Source organism: Ramlibacter henchirensis (assembly GCF_004682015.1).
Lineage (GTDB): Bacteria > Pseudomonadota > Gammaproteobacteria > Burkholderiales > Burkholderiaceae_C > Ramlibacter > Ramlibacter henchirensis.
This window is the reverse complement of sequence record NZ_SMLM01000001.1, coordinates 175464-190736: the sequence shown is the minus strand read 5'-3', so window position 1 is coordinate 190736 and position 15273 is coordinate 175464. Positions and strand designations below refer to the sequence as shown.

The window sequence follows — 15273 nt, the reverse complement described above, 5'->3', positions numbered from 1 at the left end:
GCGGGGCTCGGTACTGCAGCGGCGCGAAGGAGCGGCGTCAGTCGCCGAACATCTTCTGTTTCAGCTCGCGCCGCTGCTGCGCCTCCAGCGACAGCGTGGCGGTCGGGCGCGCCAGCAGGCGGCCGACGCCGATCGGCTCGCCGGTCTCGTCGCAGTAGCCGTAGTCGCCGGCATCGATGCGCGCGATGGACTGCTCGATCTTCTTGAGCAGCTTGCGTTCGCGGTCGCGCGTGCGCAGCTCCAGGGCGTGTTCTTCCTCGATGGTGGCGCGGTCCGCCGGGTCGGGGACGATGACCGTGTCCTCGCGCAGGTGTTCGGTGGTCTCACCCGCGTTGTTCAGGATGTCCTGCTTGAGCTGGACAAGCTTGCGGCGGAAGAACGCCATCTGCTTGTCGTTCATGTACTCCGAATCGGGCATCGCCATCACCTCGGCGTCGGTCAGTTCCTCGGCCGGCTTGGTTTTCCAGTTGTTGGCGAGCTTCGGGTCTTTCTTGACGTTGACGAGGGGAGGAGGTGTCAGCACGGATGGAGCAGTCGTCTGGATGTAGCTCGCCTTGGCGGCGGTGGACGCGACCGATTGCGCCATCGAGGGCACGGTGATCTGCGCCAGGCGCGCGGACGGCTTGGCCGCACGCGGCGGCGTGGCCTGGGCCGGGGGCCGCGGCGGCATCGCCGAGACGGGCGCCGGCGCGGGAGCTACGGGGGTTGGTCGGGCGTTCGCCCCGTGGGCAGCGGCAGGGGCGGCGGCCTTGGGGACGGCGGTCGTGGTTTTCTTTGCGGGCGCCTTGGCGGGCGCCGCCGCTTTCTTTGCGGGAGCCGCCGTCTTGGGCGCGGCTTTCGCGGGCGCCGCCTTCTTGGCGGCTACCGTCTTGATCGGGGCCTTGGCGGGGGTCTTGGCCTTCGCGGCCGGTGCAACCTTCTTGGCGGGGGCCTTCTTCGCGGGGGCCTTGGCGGCCGGCTTGGCGGTCTTGGCCGGGCTCTTGGCCTTGGCCTTCGGGGCCGTCTTTGCGGTCTTCGCCGGCGCCTTGGGCTGGGGCTTCACGTCCTGTCTCCTCGCAGCGCCGGCTCGGGGATGCGGACTCCCGGCAAGCGTCGTTTCTCTGGGGTGGCCTTCATCGGTGCGAGTTATACCCTGATTGTCGGGCACGCCTCTGCGGGAATTCGGCTTTTGCGCGCCTGCGTGGCCGGGGTGTTCCCCCGAGGACACAGGCCCTCCAAGGGGAAACCCCATCATTTGCAAAAGCGAGACAATCATGTGGCCGGCTCCTCCCTTCGTGGACGCGCGAGCCTAACTCAAGCGCAGCCCCTTTCCGCGGGAAATCAGCGCCGAAGCATCGAATCCGCCGCGGGCCGAGAACTTCCGAACAGGCCTCACGCCAGACATTGCTCCAGTCCCTGCAGGAAGATGTCGCGCGGCAGGTCGATGCCGATGAACACCATCTTGCTCATACGCTGCTCGCCCTCGGCCCAGTTCGGCCCCAGGTCGCTGCCCATCAACTGGTGCACGCCCTGGAAGATCACCTTGCGGTCGGTGCCGCTCATGTTCAGCACGCCCTTGTAGCGCAGCATGCGCGGGCCGTAGATGTTCACGATCGCGCCGAGGAAGTCCTCCAGCCTGGCCGGGTCGAACGGCCGCTCCGACTTGAACACGAAGCTCTTGACGTCGTCGTCCACGTGGTGGTGATGCCCGTGGCCCTCGTGCGCGTGCGAGGGGTGGTCGCAGTGCTCGCCATGCTCGTGGTCATGGTCGTGGTCGTCGTGGTCGTGCGCGTCGTCCTTCAGGAAGTCCGGGTCGATGTCCAGTTTCGCGTTCAGGTTGAAGCCGCGCAGGTCGAACACCTCCTTGATCGTCACGTCGCCGAAGTGCACCGGCTTCTGCGGCGCGCGCGGGTTCATGTGCTTGAGGCGGTGCATCAGCGCCTCGGTCTCGTCCTTGGCCACCAGGTCGGTCTTGCTGATGAAGATCTGGTCGGCGAACCCGACCTGGCGCCGCGCCTCCTGCCGGTCGTTGAGCTGCTGGGCCGCATGCTTGGCGTCCACCAGCGTCAGGATGGAGTCCAGCAGGTAGGTCTCGGCGATCTCGTCGTCCATGAAGAAGGTCTGGGCGACCGGGCCGGGATCGGCCAGGCCGGTGGTCTCGATCACCACCCGGTCGAAGTCCAGCAGGCCCTTGCGCTTCTTGGCCGCCAGCAGCTGCAGCGTGGAGCGCAGGTCCTCGCGGATGGTGCAGCAGATGCAGCCGTTGCTCATCTGGATGATCTGCTCCTTGGTCTCGGTGACGAGGATGTCGCCGTCGATGTTCTCCTCGCCGAATTCGTTCTCGATCACGGCGATCTTCTGGCCGTGCGCCTCGTTGAGAACGCGCTTGAGCAACGTGGTTTTTCCGGACCCGAGGAAGCCGGTGAGGATGGTGGCGGGGATGAGGCTCATGGCATGGCTCTTTCGCGGGGAGGCGGGAGTTTAGCGGGCATCGGCCCGCCGTGCCGAGCGTCGGGGACGCTGGCTCATCTGCGCACGATCACCAGCCCCTTGAGGTATTCGCCCTCGGGGAAGACCAGCGTCATCGGATGATCGGGCGCGCCGCCCAGTCGCTGCGTGACATAGCCGTCGACCCCGGCGTCGATGGCCGCGGAGGCCACGATCTTGTGGAACAGGTCGGCGCTGATGCCCCCCGAGCACGAGTAGGTGAAGAGCACGCCGCCCGGCTCCAGCAGCTTCAACGCCAGCCGGTTGATGTCCTTGTAGGCCCGCGCGGCTCGCTCGGCATGCGCCACCGTCGGCGCCAGCTTGGGCGGGTCCAGCACGATGGCGTCGAACCGGCGCCCTTGCTCGCCGAGGCGGCGCAGGCTCGCGTTGGCGTCGGCATCGAGGAACTCCGCTTGCGCGGTGTCAAAGCCGTTCAGCGCCAGGTTGGCGCGGGCGCGCTCCAGGGCGGGCCCCGACGAATCGATCGACGTCACCTGCGCCGCGCCGCCGGCCAGGGCGGCAACCGTGAAGCCGCCGGTGTAACAGTAGCAGTTGAGCACGCTTTGCAGCCCCAAGCGGCGGGTGTGCTCACTGAACAGCCGGCGGCTGTCCCGCTGGTCCAGGTAGTAGCCGGTCTTGTGTCCGGTGGCGATGTCCAGGCCCAGGCGCCAGCCGTGCTCACGCAGCACCAGATCGGTCGGCCCCTCGCCACGCAGCCAGCCCGCCTCCATGGGCAGCCCTTCGAGCGCGCGCGAGCTGGTGTCCGAACGTTCGTAAAGGCGCGACAGGCCGGTCGCGCGCAGCAGCGCGTCGGCCAGGACTCCTTTCCAGCGCTGTGCGCCGGCCGAGAGGAATTGCGCCACCAGCGTGTCGCCGTACCGGTCGACGATCAGGCCCGGCAGGCCGTCGGATTCCCCATGCACCAGGCGCACGCCGTCGCTGTCGACGAAGAAGCGCTCGCGCGCCTTCACCGCCGCCGTGATGGAGGCCTCGAAGAACGACGGATCGATGCGCTGGCCTGCCTCGAAGCTCCAGCAGCGCGCGCGGATGCGGGAAGCGGGGCTGAACGCCGCCCAGGCCAGGAAGCTGCCGTCGTGGGCCTCGATGCGCACGGTCTCGCCGGCGTCGGCGCTGCCCTTGCCGATGGCCGATTCGAAGACCCAGGGATGGCGCCGCAACAACGAACGCTCCTTGCCGGGCCGAAGTCGGATGGATTTCACGGGGCCGATTGTCCAACCGGCGCAAAATCAGCCGAATGGATGACCTAGGAACTTGCCGGACGGCGTTTTCCAGGTGGCTGGGTGTCGCCGCCCTCGCGGCGTTTGCGCTGGCGCTGCTGCTGGCGGGCGTGCCGCGGCCGGCCTGGGCGGAAGGCGCGGTCGTCACGCTCGATGGGGCCGCCGGCCAGCAGTCGCTCGACGCGGCCGGCCACGCCTGGCTCGATGTGACGGGCAGGTCCGGGGTCGACGCCGTTGCGCGCGATGCGGGGATCGCCTGGTCGTCCACCCAAGCCGGAACCATCTACCCGCTGCGCAGCGGCCAGTCGCTCTGGATCCGCTTCACGCTCGCGGAGCTGGACGACAGCGAACGGTGGTACCTGGAGATCCCCTATCCGGCGGTGAACCGGGTCACGCTGTACACGCAGGATCGCCTCGGCCAGTGGTCGTCGCTGTCGGCCGGTGACGCGCTGCCCGTGGCGGAGTGGCCGCTGCCGCACCGGCATCCGATGCTGCCCCTGATGCTCTCACCCGGCCAGCCGCAGCAGTTCTACCTTCACGTCCAGAACGGCCAGAGCTTCAGCGCGCCGCTGCACTTCACCAGCGAGCGCCAGTTGATCCGGCAGGAGCAGCGCACGGCGCTGGTGCTGGGCCTGTATTTCGGGCTCGCCGGACTCTCGGTGCTGGTGGGCGGGGTGGTGGCCGTGGCGCTGCGCGACGCGGCCTTCGGCCTGTATGCGCTGGCGGTGGTGATGCTGGCGCTCACGCAGGCGTCCATCACCGGGATCGCGGGGCTGCACCTCTGGCCGCGGCTGCCGTGGTGGAACGACGTCTCGGTGATGGTGCTGCCCATGCTGGGCATGGCCGCCCTGCTCTGTTTCTTTGCGGCGGCGGTGTCCGTCGCGCAGCGCTCGCCGCGACTGAATCGCGCGCTGCTGGCCCAGGCCGGAACCACCGTGCTGGCCGCCCTCGTGCTCATGGCGGTCGAACCCTCCTGGCGCTTCCAGATCATGGTCATGGCCGTGGTGATGGGCACGGTGGTCGGGATCGGAGTCCTGTTGTGGGCGGCGCGGCTGGGGGATCGCCACGCAGTCTGGCTGCTGGTCGGCCTGGCGCCGGTGGCCATCGGCTCCATGTTCCCGATGGCCCGTTCGGCCGGCCTGCTGCCGGTGGGCTTCTGGACCACGCATGCGATGCAGATCGCCATCGCGATGGAGCTGCCGCTGCTGCTGGCCGTGCTGATCGTGCGCAGCCAGGACCGTCGCGAGAACTGGCGCCGCCTGCACGCACTCGAGCGCACGGATCCGGCGACCGGCCTGATCAACGGGCAGGTGTTCCGCGAACGCTTGTCGCGGCTGGTCGACCGCTGCGAACGCCTGAAGCAGCAGGGCGTGGTGCTGCTGGTCGACATCGCCAACATCGAGCAGCTCCGGCGCGACTTCGACCGCCGCTCGGCCGAGGAGATGCCGCTGCAGGTCGCAGGGCGGCTGCTCTCGGTGGCACGCGACATCGACAGCGTCGCGCGGCTCTCCGAACACCGCTTCGGCATGATCGTGGAAGGACCGCTCAGCCCCGAGCAGGCGACCGGCACCGGCCCCAAAGTGGTGGCGCGTTGCCTGATGCCATTCAAGGGCAAGCCGCTCGAATGGGTGGCGCAGGTGCGGGTCGCCCAGAGCATCGTGCCCTCCGAAGGGGACGCGAAGAGCCTGGTGGACCGGCTGGAAGCGGTGCTGGCCGGCGTGCCGGCGCAGAGCCGCCGGGCGGTGTTCACGCTGCGCTGAAGCCGGCCTTGGCCCGGAGGAAGCGCCGCAGCGCCTGCGGGTCGGCCTGCGGATCGGCCAGGGCTACGTAGCCATCGGGTCTGACCAGGTAAGCGGCCCCGCGCCGCAGCCCTACGCGCCCCATGACGGGCTGCCACGCGAAGATGTGGGTTGCCAGGCCGAGGTCCGTGCAGGCCTGCTCCAACTCCCGCCGCGCCTCTCCGTAAACGTGCACCTGCCAGCGCAGCGAACGCAGCGCGGCGAAGTTGTCCTCCGCTGCCGCGACCTGCACCCACGGCAGCCGATCGCCGCCGTGCACCCTGCCCGCCACGCCCTCGCTCAAGGCGCTGCCGCGGTACTCGATCGCGGTCTGCGACACGGTCGCGAACAGCAACCGGCGCGTCACCGCCAGGCGCGGCATCAAAGGCACCACCAGCGGGAAGAGCCGCGTGCGGACGATGCGCGCCACCGGACCGCGCGCACTCACCGCCGTGAAAGCCCGGTCCGTGGTCGCGACCAGCCGGCGCGCGAAGGCGATCCGCTCCGGCTCGAAGGTGTCGAGCAGCGCGGGCGAAGCCTCGCCCTTGACGACGGCGGCGAGCTTCCAGGCCAGGTTGATCGCGTCCCCGATGCCCGTGTTCATCCCCTGGCCGCCCACCGGGCTGTGGATGTGCGCGGCGTCGCCGAGCAGGAACGCGCGCCGGTCACGCAAACGCTGCGCGACGCGGTGGTGGACGCGGTAGGTGGAAAACCAGTTCACTTGCTCGACCTGGAGCCGCATCTGCTCCAGCGCCTTGCCCCGCACGTCTTCGAAGGTGAGCGGACCACGGTCCGGTCCCGGGACCTCGTGCACCATGCCCACCAGCCGCGCGTGGCCCCTTGCCTTCAAGGGGAAGACCAGCAGGAATTCGGCGTCCTCCAGGTCGACGTGGATTTCATCGTTGACCGGCGGCCCGGCCGCCTGCACGTCGGCGACGTAGAACAGGCCGGTGTACGTGCCGCCGGGAAAGTCGATGCCCAGCACCTGCCGCACCGTCGACGACGCGCCGTCGCAGCCCGCCAGGTAGGACGCTTCGCAAGTCTCGCGCGAGCCGTCCGGACGCCCCAGCGTCGCGCGCACGCCGCGCTCGTGCTGCTCGAAGTGCAGCAGCGACACGCGCCGCTCGACCCGCACGCCGTGCGCCTCCAGCTGCGCGATCAGCAGCCGCTCGTGCGCGTCCTGCGGGAAGATGAGCGCGAACGGATGCGGGCTGCGCCCTTCGCCGATGCGCCGCAGCGGCATGCGGGCGGCGCGCCGGCCATGGGCCCAGATGTTGACGTTGCCGACCTGCACGCCGCCGTCGATCACCTCGCCCGCGATGCCGATCTGGTCGTAGAACTCCAGTGTGCGCGCCTGCACCGCCAGGGCGCGCGAGGTGGTGCCCGGCTCCGCCAGCTGTTCGACGATGCGCACGCGGATGCCCAGGTGCGTGAGCCAAAGCGCCAGCACCAGTCCGGTGGGCCCGGCGCCGACGATCAGGACGGGCAGGTCGCCCGCCGGCCGAGGGTCGTTGTCCATTTTTCTTGGCGTTCGTTCGGCCCGAATCCTAGGGCCGGCCGGCGCCGAAGTGGCTCAGCGCTTGCGGTGCGCCCGCGGATGAGCCGCGTCGTAGGCGTTGGCCAGGTGCTGGAAGTCCAGCCGCGTATAGACCTGCGTGGTTGCGATGTTCGCGTGGCCCAGCAGTTCCTGCACCGCGCGCAGGTCGCCGCTGGACTGCAGCACATGGCTCGCGAAGGAATGCCGCAGCATGTGCGGATGCACGGGTACGGGGAGCCCTGCCCGCAGGCTGCGCTGCTTGAGCCGCAGCCAGATGGATTGCGAGCTCAGGCGCTTGCCGCGCTGGCCGACGAACAGGGCCGGGTCATCGGCGGCCACCTGACCGCGAAAGTCCATCCAACGCTGCAGGGCCTCCACGGCCTTGCGGCCCACAGGCACGGTGCGACGCTTGCTGCCCTTGCCCAGGACGTGCGCCTCGCCGGCTTCCAGGTCGATCCAGCCGCGCGCCGCGTTGCTGGCCACGGCGTCCAGGCCCACCAGTTCGCCGACGCGCAGCCCGCAGCCATAGAGCAGCTCGATCATGGCAACGTCGCGCGCTTCCAGCACCGGGTCGGCCTCGCCGTCCTGGTGGTCGGCCAGCTGCATCGCGTCGTCCACGCCCAGGGCCTTGGGCAGCGGCCGCGGGGAGCGCGGCGCGCGCACGTCCTGCACCGGGTTGCTGGTCACTTGGCCATTTCGGCCGAGCCAGGCGTAGAAGCCACGCCAGCCCGAGAGGATGAGAGCGATGCCGCGGCCGCTGCGTCCCGCGCCGTGCATCTGCGCGACCCAGCGGCGGATGTTGGCGTTCTGCACCTTCAGGAGGGGAATGCCCGCCGCGGCAGCGCATTGCCGCAGCTTCTCGAGGTCGAGCGCGTAGAGCTCGACGGTTCGTTGCGCCAGGCGTTTCTCGACCCGGACGTGCTCCAGGTACTTCTCGACCAACGCCTGGTCGCCCGACTCCATCGCTATTCGTCGCGCAACCGCGAAAGCGCCGCCGACGCCAGTTCGGCGATGCGCTCGAGGAAGTCCGTGCCCATGCCGGCGGAAAAGCGCTGCGGGTCGGGCGAGGCCAGCACCAGCATGCCGAACGCCTTGGACGCGTTGTTCAGCGCGCCGTCGCGAAGCGGGAGCAGCGCGACGGACATCGCCATCGCGGTGTCGTCCAGCCAGTTCACCGCCTCGAAGCCGGAGTTGACGCCGCAGTAGGGCTGCGTCAGTGACGAGGCGAAGCTCTTCGCGTCGTCGCTGACGCCGGTGGCGAACGGCTCGTCGGAGAAGCGCGGCGCCACGTCCCAGACCTTGATGCCGACCTGCGGCACCATGAACTGCGTCATGAGCTCCGACGCGATGCTGGCCGGCAGCGCATGCCGGGAGCGCACCAGCATGATGTTGCGGGCCCAGCGGTGCAGCCGGTCCGCGATGATCACGTTGTCGTTGCCGTGCCGCACCATGTCCATGATGCGGTGCTCCAGCGCCTTGATCTTCTCGCGCAGCATCTCCGCCTGCCGCTCCTGCAGGCTCACCGCGCGGTGGCCGTGCGGGCTGCTCAGCTGCACGCTTGCCAGAAGCTGCGCGTGGCGCACGAAGAAGTCGGGCGTGTTCGCCAGGTAGTCGGCGATGTCGTCCTCGGTGATGGGAGGGATGCCGGAGGTGGGTGTGGTCAAGCTCATTCTGGAATCTCGATCTCGCCTTCGAAAACGGTGACGGCCGGGCCCGTCATGAAAACGGAGGCGTTGCCCCCAGCCCATTCGATGGTCAACAAACCGCCGCGGGTGTGCACGTCCACGCGCGAGTCCAGGCGGCCGAGCCGGATGCCGGCCACCACCGCCGCGCACGCGCCGGTGCCGCAGGCCAGCGTCTCGCCGGCGCCGCGCTCCCACACGCGCAGGCGCACCTGGCCGCGGTCGATCACCTGCAGGAAGCCGGCGTTGACGCGCCGCGGGAAGCGCGGGTGGTTCTCGATCAGCGGGCCCTGCACATGCACCGGCGCGGCATCGACGTCGTCGACCTCCTGCACCGCGTGCGGGTTGCCCATGGACAGCACCGCCACCGCCACGATCGGCGCATCCGCGCGCGTGCCCAGGGCCAGCTTCCATTTCTGCCAGCCGCCTTCGCGGTGCGGCTCGATGCCGGCCGCATCGAACGGGACTTCGCCCGGATCGAACACGGGCGGCCCCATGTCGACCGTGACGCGTCCGTCCGCGTTGAGCCGAGGCTCGATGACGCCCGAGAGCGTGCGAACCCGCACCGTGTCGCGAGTGGTCAGGCCCTTGTCGCGCACGTACCGCACGAAGCAGCGCGCGCCATTGCCGCACTGCTCGACTTCGCCGCCGTCGGCGTTGTGGATCACGTATTCGAAGTCGATGCCCGGCGCCGGCGAAGGCCGCACCGAGAGGATCTGGTCGGCGCCCACGCCGAAATGGCGGTCGGCCAGCCGGCGGTACTGGGCGGGCGCGAGGTTCAGCCGCTGGAGGGTTTCGTCGAGCACCACGAAGTCGTTGCCCGCGCCCTGCATCTTGGTGAACCGGATCCGCATGCCCGGATTATCGGCGCTGCGGACGCCTTGTCACCCGAACGTGTGCGTCGGCCGCACACCGGCACGCCTTTGTGCGCGGCCCTGTGCGGCCGTGGCGATCCCCCGCGCCCGCGTGCGGCCCGCGCGAAGTGCTGTAATCCCGCGATGGTCAGAGCTTCCCAACTGCTGCATGCCCAGCGCGAGCCGGTGCCCACCCGGCCGGCGGCCACGGTGATCCTGATGCGCGACACGCCTGAAGGCCCCGAGCTGTTGATGACGCGCCGTTCGCCCACCGCCAGCTTCGCGCCCGGCGCCTACGTCTTTCCCGGCGGGGGAATCGACGCCGCCGATGCAGCGGCGCATGAGATCGCGTCCCGCCGTCCGGGCCAGGCGGACGCCCATCTCACCCAGGCCATCGCCGCCATCCGCGAGAGCTTCGAGGAACTGGGCGTGCTGCTGGCGCGGCATGCCGACGGCCGCTTCGCCGACGGCGCCGACGTCGAGGCGCTCGACCGCCACAGGCCTCTCTCGCCGCAGTGCCGCGACCGCGGACTCACGCTCGCCGCCGACTGCGTGTTCCTGCTGGCCCACTGGATCACCGACCGCGACCTGCCGCGCCGTTTCGACGTGCCCTTCCTCGTGGCCCGCATGCCAGAAGGCCAGGAGCCGGTGGCCGACGAGGCCGAGCAGTTCGAGCCCGTGTGGGTGCGCCCCGCCGACGCGCTGACGCGCCACCACGCGGGCCAGTTCTTCATGATCTATCCGACCCTCCGCACGCTGGAGCGCCTGCAGCCGTTCGCGAGCGTGCAGGCCGTGCTCGACGCCTGCGCCGGCGAGAAGCCGCTGTGGACGAGCTGCCCTCGCGCCGGATTCCTCGCCGGCAAAGAAGCGCGCTACATGGAGCACGACCTGCCCTACGGCGAGCTGGAACTGGTCTCGCCCGACGGGCAGATCGTCCACCACCTCGACTGGCAGTGCGAGCGGCCGGTGCAGCTGCTCAAGAACGTCAGGCGGCTGACGGCCGGCAATCCGGGCGTGATGACCGGGCCGGGTACCAACAGCTACATCGTGGGCGATGCCGGCACCGGTTACCTGGTGATCGATCCCGGCCCGAACGATCCGCCGCACCTGCAGCGCCTGTTCGATGCGACCGGCGGCGACATCCGCATGATCGTCTGCACGCATTCGCACTCCGACCATTCGCCGGGCGCCCGCCCGCTGCAGGCGATGTGCGCGCGCAAGCCGCCGATCCTCGGCCTTCGGTCGCAGCCCACGGCGCGCCCGGGCAGCGTTTTCACGCCGGACCGCGAACTGGCCGACGCAGAAGTGCTGGGCCTGTCGGGCGGCGGGCAGGAGCACCACCTGAAAGTGATCCACACGCCGGGGCATGCGGCCAACCACCTGTGCCTGGTGCTGGTGGAGGACGGGCTGCTGTTCTCGGGCGACCACATCCTGAACGGCAGCACCACGGTGGTCGATCCGCCGGACGGCGACATGACGGCCTATCTCGATTCGCTGGACCGCCTGAGCGCGGCGTGCGCGGAACATGGCATCGGCTTCATCTTCCCGGCCCACGGCCATGTGATCGGGTCGGCGATGGATGCGATCGCGCGGCTGAAAGCGCACCGCCTGCAACGCGAAGCCAAGGTGATCGCGGCGATGCGCGCCCGGCCGGGTGCAACGCCCGAAGACTGGGTGCCGCTCGCGTATGACGACGTGCCCCAGCGAATGTGGCCGGTCGCGCAGCGGTCGCTGATCGCGCACGTCGAGCGCATCCAGGCGCTCGGCCTGGTGCGCTGAAAAAGTTGTGAAGCGCGCCGATAGGCCGGATTCTGTGCGGCTCGGTTTCCCTCGCCGTGACCGCCATTCCTCTGGGCCGGGGGTCGCCCCCACGGCTCGGTGCTACCTACCCGCCGGCTCCGCGGAGCCACATCATCGCCGGCCTATTTGGTATTGCTGCGCGTAGAGATTGCCCGTTTCACCCCGCCCAAGCGAGTGGGCTACGTACCTCCGGCTGCGCCTTCGGTGCGAGCCCGCCTGCGCGGACTACGTCTCTGTTGCTCTGATCCTCACCTCGCGGTGGACAGGTGTTGCCTGCTACGCTGCCCTGTGCAGTCCGGACCTTCCTCCAGTGCCGCCTTCCGGCGATCGCACCAGCGGCGGTCTGGCGTGCTTCACGTTGCGTATTATCCCGGACCGGCCCGCGCTTCGCAGGCCGCTGCTTGATCGACACAAGCCTTGATCCGTCTTTCCGAACTCAAGCTCCCGCTCTCGCACGCGGAGCAGCCCGAAGCACCGCTGCGCGCCGCCGCCGCGGGGGTGCTGGGCGTCCCCGAATCGGCCATCGCGCGCCTGGAGGTCTTCAAGCGCAGCTTCGACGCGCGCAAGGCCGAGCTGCTGGCGGTCTACATCGTCGACGTGGCGCTGGCCGATCCGTCGAATGAGTCCGCGCTGCTCAAGCGCCTGGCTTCGCATCCGCACGTCGCACCCACGCCCGACATGGCCTGGCGCCCGCCGGTCACCGCGGCCGCCGCGCCGGATCCGCGCCCGGTGGTGATCGGCTTCGGCCCGTGCGGCATCTTCGCGGCGCTGGTGCTGGCGCAGATGGGCCTGAAGCCGATCGTGATCGAGCGCGGCAAGAAGGTCCGCGAGCGCACCCAGGACACCTGGGGCCTGTGGCGCAAGCGCGTGCTGCATCCGGAGAGCAACGTGCAGTTCGGCGAGGGCGGCGCCGGCACCTTCTCCGACGGCAAGCTCTACAGCCAGATCAAGGATCCGCGCCACCTCGGCCGCAAGGTGATGACGGAGTTCGTCCAGGCGGGCGCGCCCGAGGACATCCTCTACGTCGCCCATCCGCACATCGGCACCTTCAAGCTGGTGAAGGTGGTGGAGCGCCTGCGCGAGCAGATCCAGGAACTGGGCGGCGAGATCCGCTTCCAGCAGCGCGTGACCGACTTCGTGATCGAGGACGGCCGCCTGCGCGGGCTGGTGGTGCTGCACCAGGACAGCGGCGCCACTTCAGAGCTGCGGGCCGACCACGTGGTGCTGGCCCTCGGCCACAGCTCGCGCGACACCTTCGAGGCGCTGCACCGGCGCGGCGTGCACCTGGAGGCCAAGCCGTTCTCGATCGGCTTTCGCATCGAGCATCCGCAGGGGATGATCGACCGGGCCCGCTGGGGCAAGCATGCCGGCCACCCGCTGCTGGGCGCGGCCGACTACAAGCTGGTGCATCACGCAAGCAACGGCCGCGCGGTCTACAGCTTCTGCATGTGCCCGGGCGGCACGGTGGTCGCCGCCACGTCCGAGCCGCAGCGCGTGGTGACCAACGGAATGAGCCAGTACTCGCGCAACGAGCGCAACGCCAACGCCGGCCTGGTGGTGTCGATCGAGCCGAAGGACTACCCGGGCGGCCCGCTGGCCGGCGTCGTGCTGCAGCGGGAACTGGAGTCGCGCGCTTTCGTGCTGGGCGGCGGCACCTACGAAGCGCCGGGCCAGCTGGTCGGTGATTTCGTCGCGGGCCGCCCCTCGACAGAGTTCGGCGACGTGCTGCCCTCGTACAAGCCCGGCGTGCGCCTGGGCGACCTGCATCCCTCACTGCCGCCATACGCCATCGAGGCGCTGCGCGAAGCGCTGCCGGCGTTCGGCCGCAAGATCCAGGGCTTCGACCGGCATGACGCCGTGCTCACCGGCGTGGAGACGCGCACTTCCTCGCCGGTGCGGATCACGCGCGGGGACGATTTGCAGAGCCTCAACGTGCGCGGCCTCTACCCGGCCGGCGAAGGCGCCGGCTACGCGGGCGGCATCCTGTCCGCCGGCGTCGACGGCATCAAGGTCGGCGAAGCCGTTGCGCGCAGCATCGCCGGCAGCACCCGGATCGCAGAACTCACGACATGAACGAACCCACCTCCCCCGCCGCGGCGCCCGCCGAAGGCACGGCCGCCCGGCCGCCGAAAAAAGAACGGCGCGCCGCGCGCCCGCTGCATCCGACGCTGCACACGCTGTTCGAGCTGTACCCGCGCCTGTTCGGCGCGCGGTTCGTGCCGCTCAAGCTCGGCGTGTTCGAGGAACTGACCGCGGCCCATCCCGACCGGCTCAAGCCGGAGGACCTCAAGGTGGCGCTCGGGCTGCACACGCGCTCGACGCGCTACCTGGAAGCGGTCGCAGCCGGCTTGCCGCGACACGACCTGGAGGGCCGACCGGTGGATGCGGTGGCGCCGGAGCACGTGCATCACGCCATCCTGGAGCTCTACCGGCGCAAGAGCTCGACGCCGCAGGAGCCGCAAGCGCGCCGGCGCGCCGTGTCGCAGCTGGCCGAGGCCATCGGCCGATCGGGCCTCGGCCGCGACGGCTACCGGGAGCGCTTCGGCGGGGGGCCGGACTACGCGGTCGCGCTGCTCGATGAGGCGCTGATGGTTCTTGGCCAGAAGTCGGCCCGGCAGGAGGCGCTGCGGCGCGCTTTCCAGGCGAGCGGGAAGAGCGCGGAGGAGTTCGCCGAGATGTACGGGCTGGGCGTGGCGGAGGTGAGGGCGCTGACCGCCTGACGCGCCGGCGCACGCCCTGCGCGACACAGAGTTATACTGCAGATGTGATATTCAGCAGTATAACGCGTTATACTGCACACCGACCTCGCCGCAGGATAACCATGGCAGAGCCTCCACGACTCTTCACGGACCTTTCGCCCGCCGCGCAGACCAACTTCGCCGAGTTGTTCGAGCAGGCGCGGGCGGCGGCGTTCGACCGCTCCGTGCGGAACCTGCCGGGCTCCTTCAACCGGAAGACGGTCAAGGGCCGCGACTACTGGTACTGGCAGGTCCGGGACCTGCAAGGGGTGAACCGGCAGGTCTACCTGGGCCCCGACGATGAGAGGCTCGCGCGCCTCATCGAGCTGCATGAACAAGGCAAGACGCAATCCTCCGGCGACCTGGCCGCCCTGGTGACCGCGTGCGTCTCGCTGGGCTGCATGACGGTGATCGCGCAGCACTTCGCGATCGTCAACAGGATGGCGGAGCACGGGTTCTTCCGCGCCGGCGGTGTCCTGATCGGCACGCATGCGTTCATCGCCATGGCCAACATGCTCGGCGTGCGCTGGTCCAGCGGCTGGCGCACCAATGATGTCGACGTCGCGCATCCCGGCCGCAATGTCTCGCTGGCCCTGGCGGACAACGCCAAGGCCGACATCCATGACGCGATCACCTCGCTGGAGATGGGCCTGCTGCCCCAGCACACGCTGGCCGCCGAACCGTCGTCCACGTACCTGACGGCGAAGAAGGACATCCGCGTCGATCTCCTCACCGCGGCGGGCCGCAAGGCGGAAGCCTATCGGTACGAGCCGCTGAACGTCAGCCTGCAGCCGCTGAAGTTCATGGAGTTCTCCCTAGAGCACACCACGCAGACCGCGCTCCTCGCCGGCGAACAGGTCGTGGTCGTGAACGTCCCTTCGCCCATGCGCTACGCGCTGCACAAGTTGGTGATCATGGGCGAGCGGGAAGAGGCGTTCCGCACCAAGATCGTGAAGGACGCGGGCCAGGTGGCCGCCCTGGCGGAGTACGGGTTGGCGCGCTCTCCTGCTGCGCTCAAGAATGCCGCCGAAGACCTGATGGGCCGCGGCCCGGGCTGGCGAAACCGGGCTGCCGAAGGGTTGGCGCACGTGGCGGCGCACCACCCTCGGATCGCGGAAAGCCTCGGGGCCGTCCTGAAGGCCGCCAGCCCGCGAGCCACGCGCAAGGCGGCCTGACGCCG

General features: G+C 69.8%; 12 protein-coding genes and 1 other RNA gene. 5 read left to right on the top strand and 8 right to left on the bottom strand.

Annotated elements, in window-relative coordinates:
• Positions 1-37: 37 nt before the first annotated feature.
• The 3 genes from dksA to EZ313_RS00945 form a co-directional block, all read right to left on the bottom strand.
• A complete protein-coding gene (dksA, locus tag EZ313_RS00955; protein WP_135261358.1) occupies positions 38-1042 on the bottom strand; it encodes an RNA polymerase-binding protein DksA in 1005 nt (334 codons plus the stop codon).
• Positions 1043-1371: 329 nt separating this feature from the next.
• Positions 1372-2430 carry a CobW family GTP-binding protein gene (locus tag EZ313_RS00950; protein WP_135261357.1) on the bottom strand — a complete coding sequence of 353 codons (1059 nt, stop codon included), beginning with the start codon at positions 2428-2430 and terminating at the stop codon, positions 1372-1374.
• A 74-nt stretch (positions 2431-2504) separates the two neighbouring features.
• Entirely contained in the window at positions 2505-3686 is a 1182-nt protein-coding gene (locus tag EZ313_RS00945) for a class I SAM-dependent rRNA methyltransferase (protein WP_135261356.1), read from the bottom strand.
• Between the two features lie 35 nt (positions 3687-3721).
• Between EZ313_RS00945 and EZ313_RS00940 the strand changes: the two genes are divergently transcribed.
• Entirely contained in the window at positions 3722-5464 is a 1743-nt protein-coding gene (locus EZ313_RS00940) for a sensor domain-containing diguanylate cyclase (protein ID WP_135261355.1), read from the top strand.
• On the opposite strand, the gene EZ313_RS00935 is transcribed toward EZ313_RS00940, so the two are convergent.
• The 4 genes from EZ313_RS00935 to dapF are packed head-to-tail and all read right to left on the bottom strand — an operon-like array spanning position 5451 to position 9555.
• Complete coding sequence (locus tag EZ313_RS00935) at positions 5451-7001, bottom strand: FAD-dependent monooxygenase (protein ID WP_135261354.1); 1551 nt, start codon at positions 6999-7001, stop codon at positions 5451-5453. The two genes, EZ313_RS00940 and EZ313_RS00935, sit on opposite strands and share 14 nt — an antisense overlap.
• A gap of 54 nt (positions 7002-7055) precedes the next feature.
• Entirely contained in the window at positions 7056-7982 is a 927-nt protein-coding gene (locus EZ313_RS00930; protein ID WP_135261353.1) for a tyrosine recombinase XerC, read from the bottom strand.
• Between the two features lie 2 nt (positions 7983-7984).
• Positions 7985-8689 (bottom strand): DUF484 family protein, encoded by a 705-nt coding sequence (locus EZ313_RS00925; protein WP_135261352.1) that lies wholly within the window; start codon positions 8687-8689, stop codon positions 7985-7987.
• Positions 8686-9555 carry a diaminopimelate epimerase gene (gene dapF / locus EZ313_RS00920; protein WP_135261351.1) on the bottom strand — a complete coding sequence of 290 codons (870 nt, stop codon included), beginning with the start codon at positions 9553-9555 and terminating at the stop codon, positions 8686-8688. The genes EZ313_RS00925 and dapF overlap by 4 nt, the downstream gene beginning before the upstream one ends.
• A gap of 144 nt (positions 9556-9699) precedes the next feature.
• Here dapF and EZ313_RS00915 point away from each other — a divergent pair, with 144 nt between their 5' ends.
• Positions 9700-11334, top strand: coding sequence for an MBL fold metallo-hydrolase (locus EZ313_RS00915; protein WP_135261350.1), 1635 nt, complete (start codon positions 9700-9702; stop codon positions 11332-11334).
• Between the two features lie 5 nt (positions 11335-11339).
• Here EZ313_RS00915 and rnpB read toward each other — a convergent pair.
• Positions 11340-11710, bottom strand: an RNA gene (rnpB, locus tag EZ313_RS00910) — RNase P RNA component class A.
• 62 nt (positions 11711-11772) lie between these two features.
• Between rnpB and EZ313_RS00905 the strand changes: the two genes are divergently transcribed.
• From EZ313_RS00905 to EZ313_RS00895, 3 genes are all read left to right on the top strand, one after another.
• On the top strand, positions 11773-13428 hold the full coding sequence (locus EZ313_RS00905) for an NAD(P)/FAD-dependent oxidoreductase (RefSeq protein ID WP_135261349.1): 1656 nt from the start codon (positions 11773-11775) through the stop codon (positions 13426-13428).
• The gene (locus EZ313_RS00900; protein ID WP_135261348.1) at positions 13425-14075 is read left to right on the top strand and encodes a ProQ/FINO family protein; all 651 of its coding nucleotides are present in this window, start codon (positions 13425-13427) and stop codon (positions 14073-14075) included. The genes EZ313_RS00905 and EZ313_RS00900 overlap by 4 nt, the downstream gene beginning before the upstream one ends.
• A gap of 101 nt (positions 14076-14176) precedes the next feature.
• Positions 14177-15268 (top strand): GSU2403 family nucleotidyltransferase fold protein, encoded by a 1092-nt coding sequence (locus EZ313_RS00895; RefSeq protein WP_135261347.1) that lies wholly within the window; start codon positions 14177-14179, stop codon positions 15266-15268.
• Positions 15269-15273 lie beyond the last annotated feature (5 nt).

Coding starts and splice junctions, on each gene's coding strand:
- EZ313_RS00950 (WP_135261357.1), bottom strand. CDS start 2,430: ATGAGCCTCATCCCCGCCACCATCCTCACCGGCTTCCTCGGGTCCGGA.
- EZ313_RS00940 (WP_135261355.1), top strand. CDS start 3,722: ATGGATGACCTAGGAACTTGCCGGACGGCGTTTTCCAGGTGGCTGGGT.
- EZ313_RS00935 (WP_135261354.1), bottom strand. CDS start 7,001: ATGGACAACGACCCTCGGCCGGCGGGCGACCTGCCCGTCCTGATCGTC.
- EZ313_RS00930 (WP_135261353.1), bottom strand. CDS start 7,982: ATGGAGTCGGGCGACCAGGCGTTGGTCGAGAAGTACCTGGAGCACGTC.
- EZ313_RS00925 (WP_135261352.1), bottom strand. CDS start 8,689: ATGAGCTTGACCACACCCACCTCCGGCATCCCTCCCATCACCGAGGAC.
- dapF (WP_135261351.1), bottom strand. CDS start 9,555: ATGCGGATCCGGTTCACCAAGATGCAGGGCGCGGGCAACGACTTCGTG.
- EZ313_RS00915 (WP_135261350.1), top strand. CDS start 9,700: ATGGTCAGAGCTTCCCAACTGCTGCATGCCCAGCGCGAGCCGGTGCCC.
- EZ313_RS00900 (WP_135261348.1), top strand. CDS start 13,425: ATGAACGAACCCACCTCCCCCGCCGCGGCGCCCGCCGAAGGCACGGCC.
- EZ313_RS00895 (WP_135261347.1), top strand. CDS start 14,177: ATGGCAGAGCCTCCACGACTCTTCACGGACCTTTCGCCCGCCGCGCAG.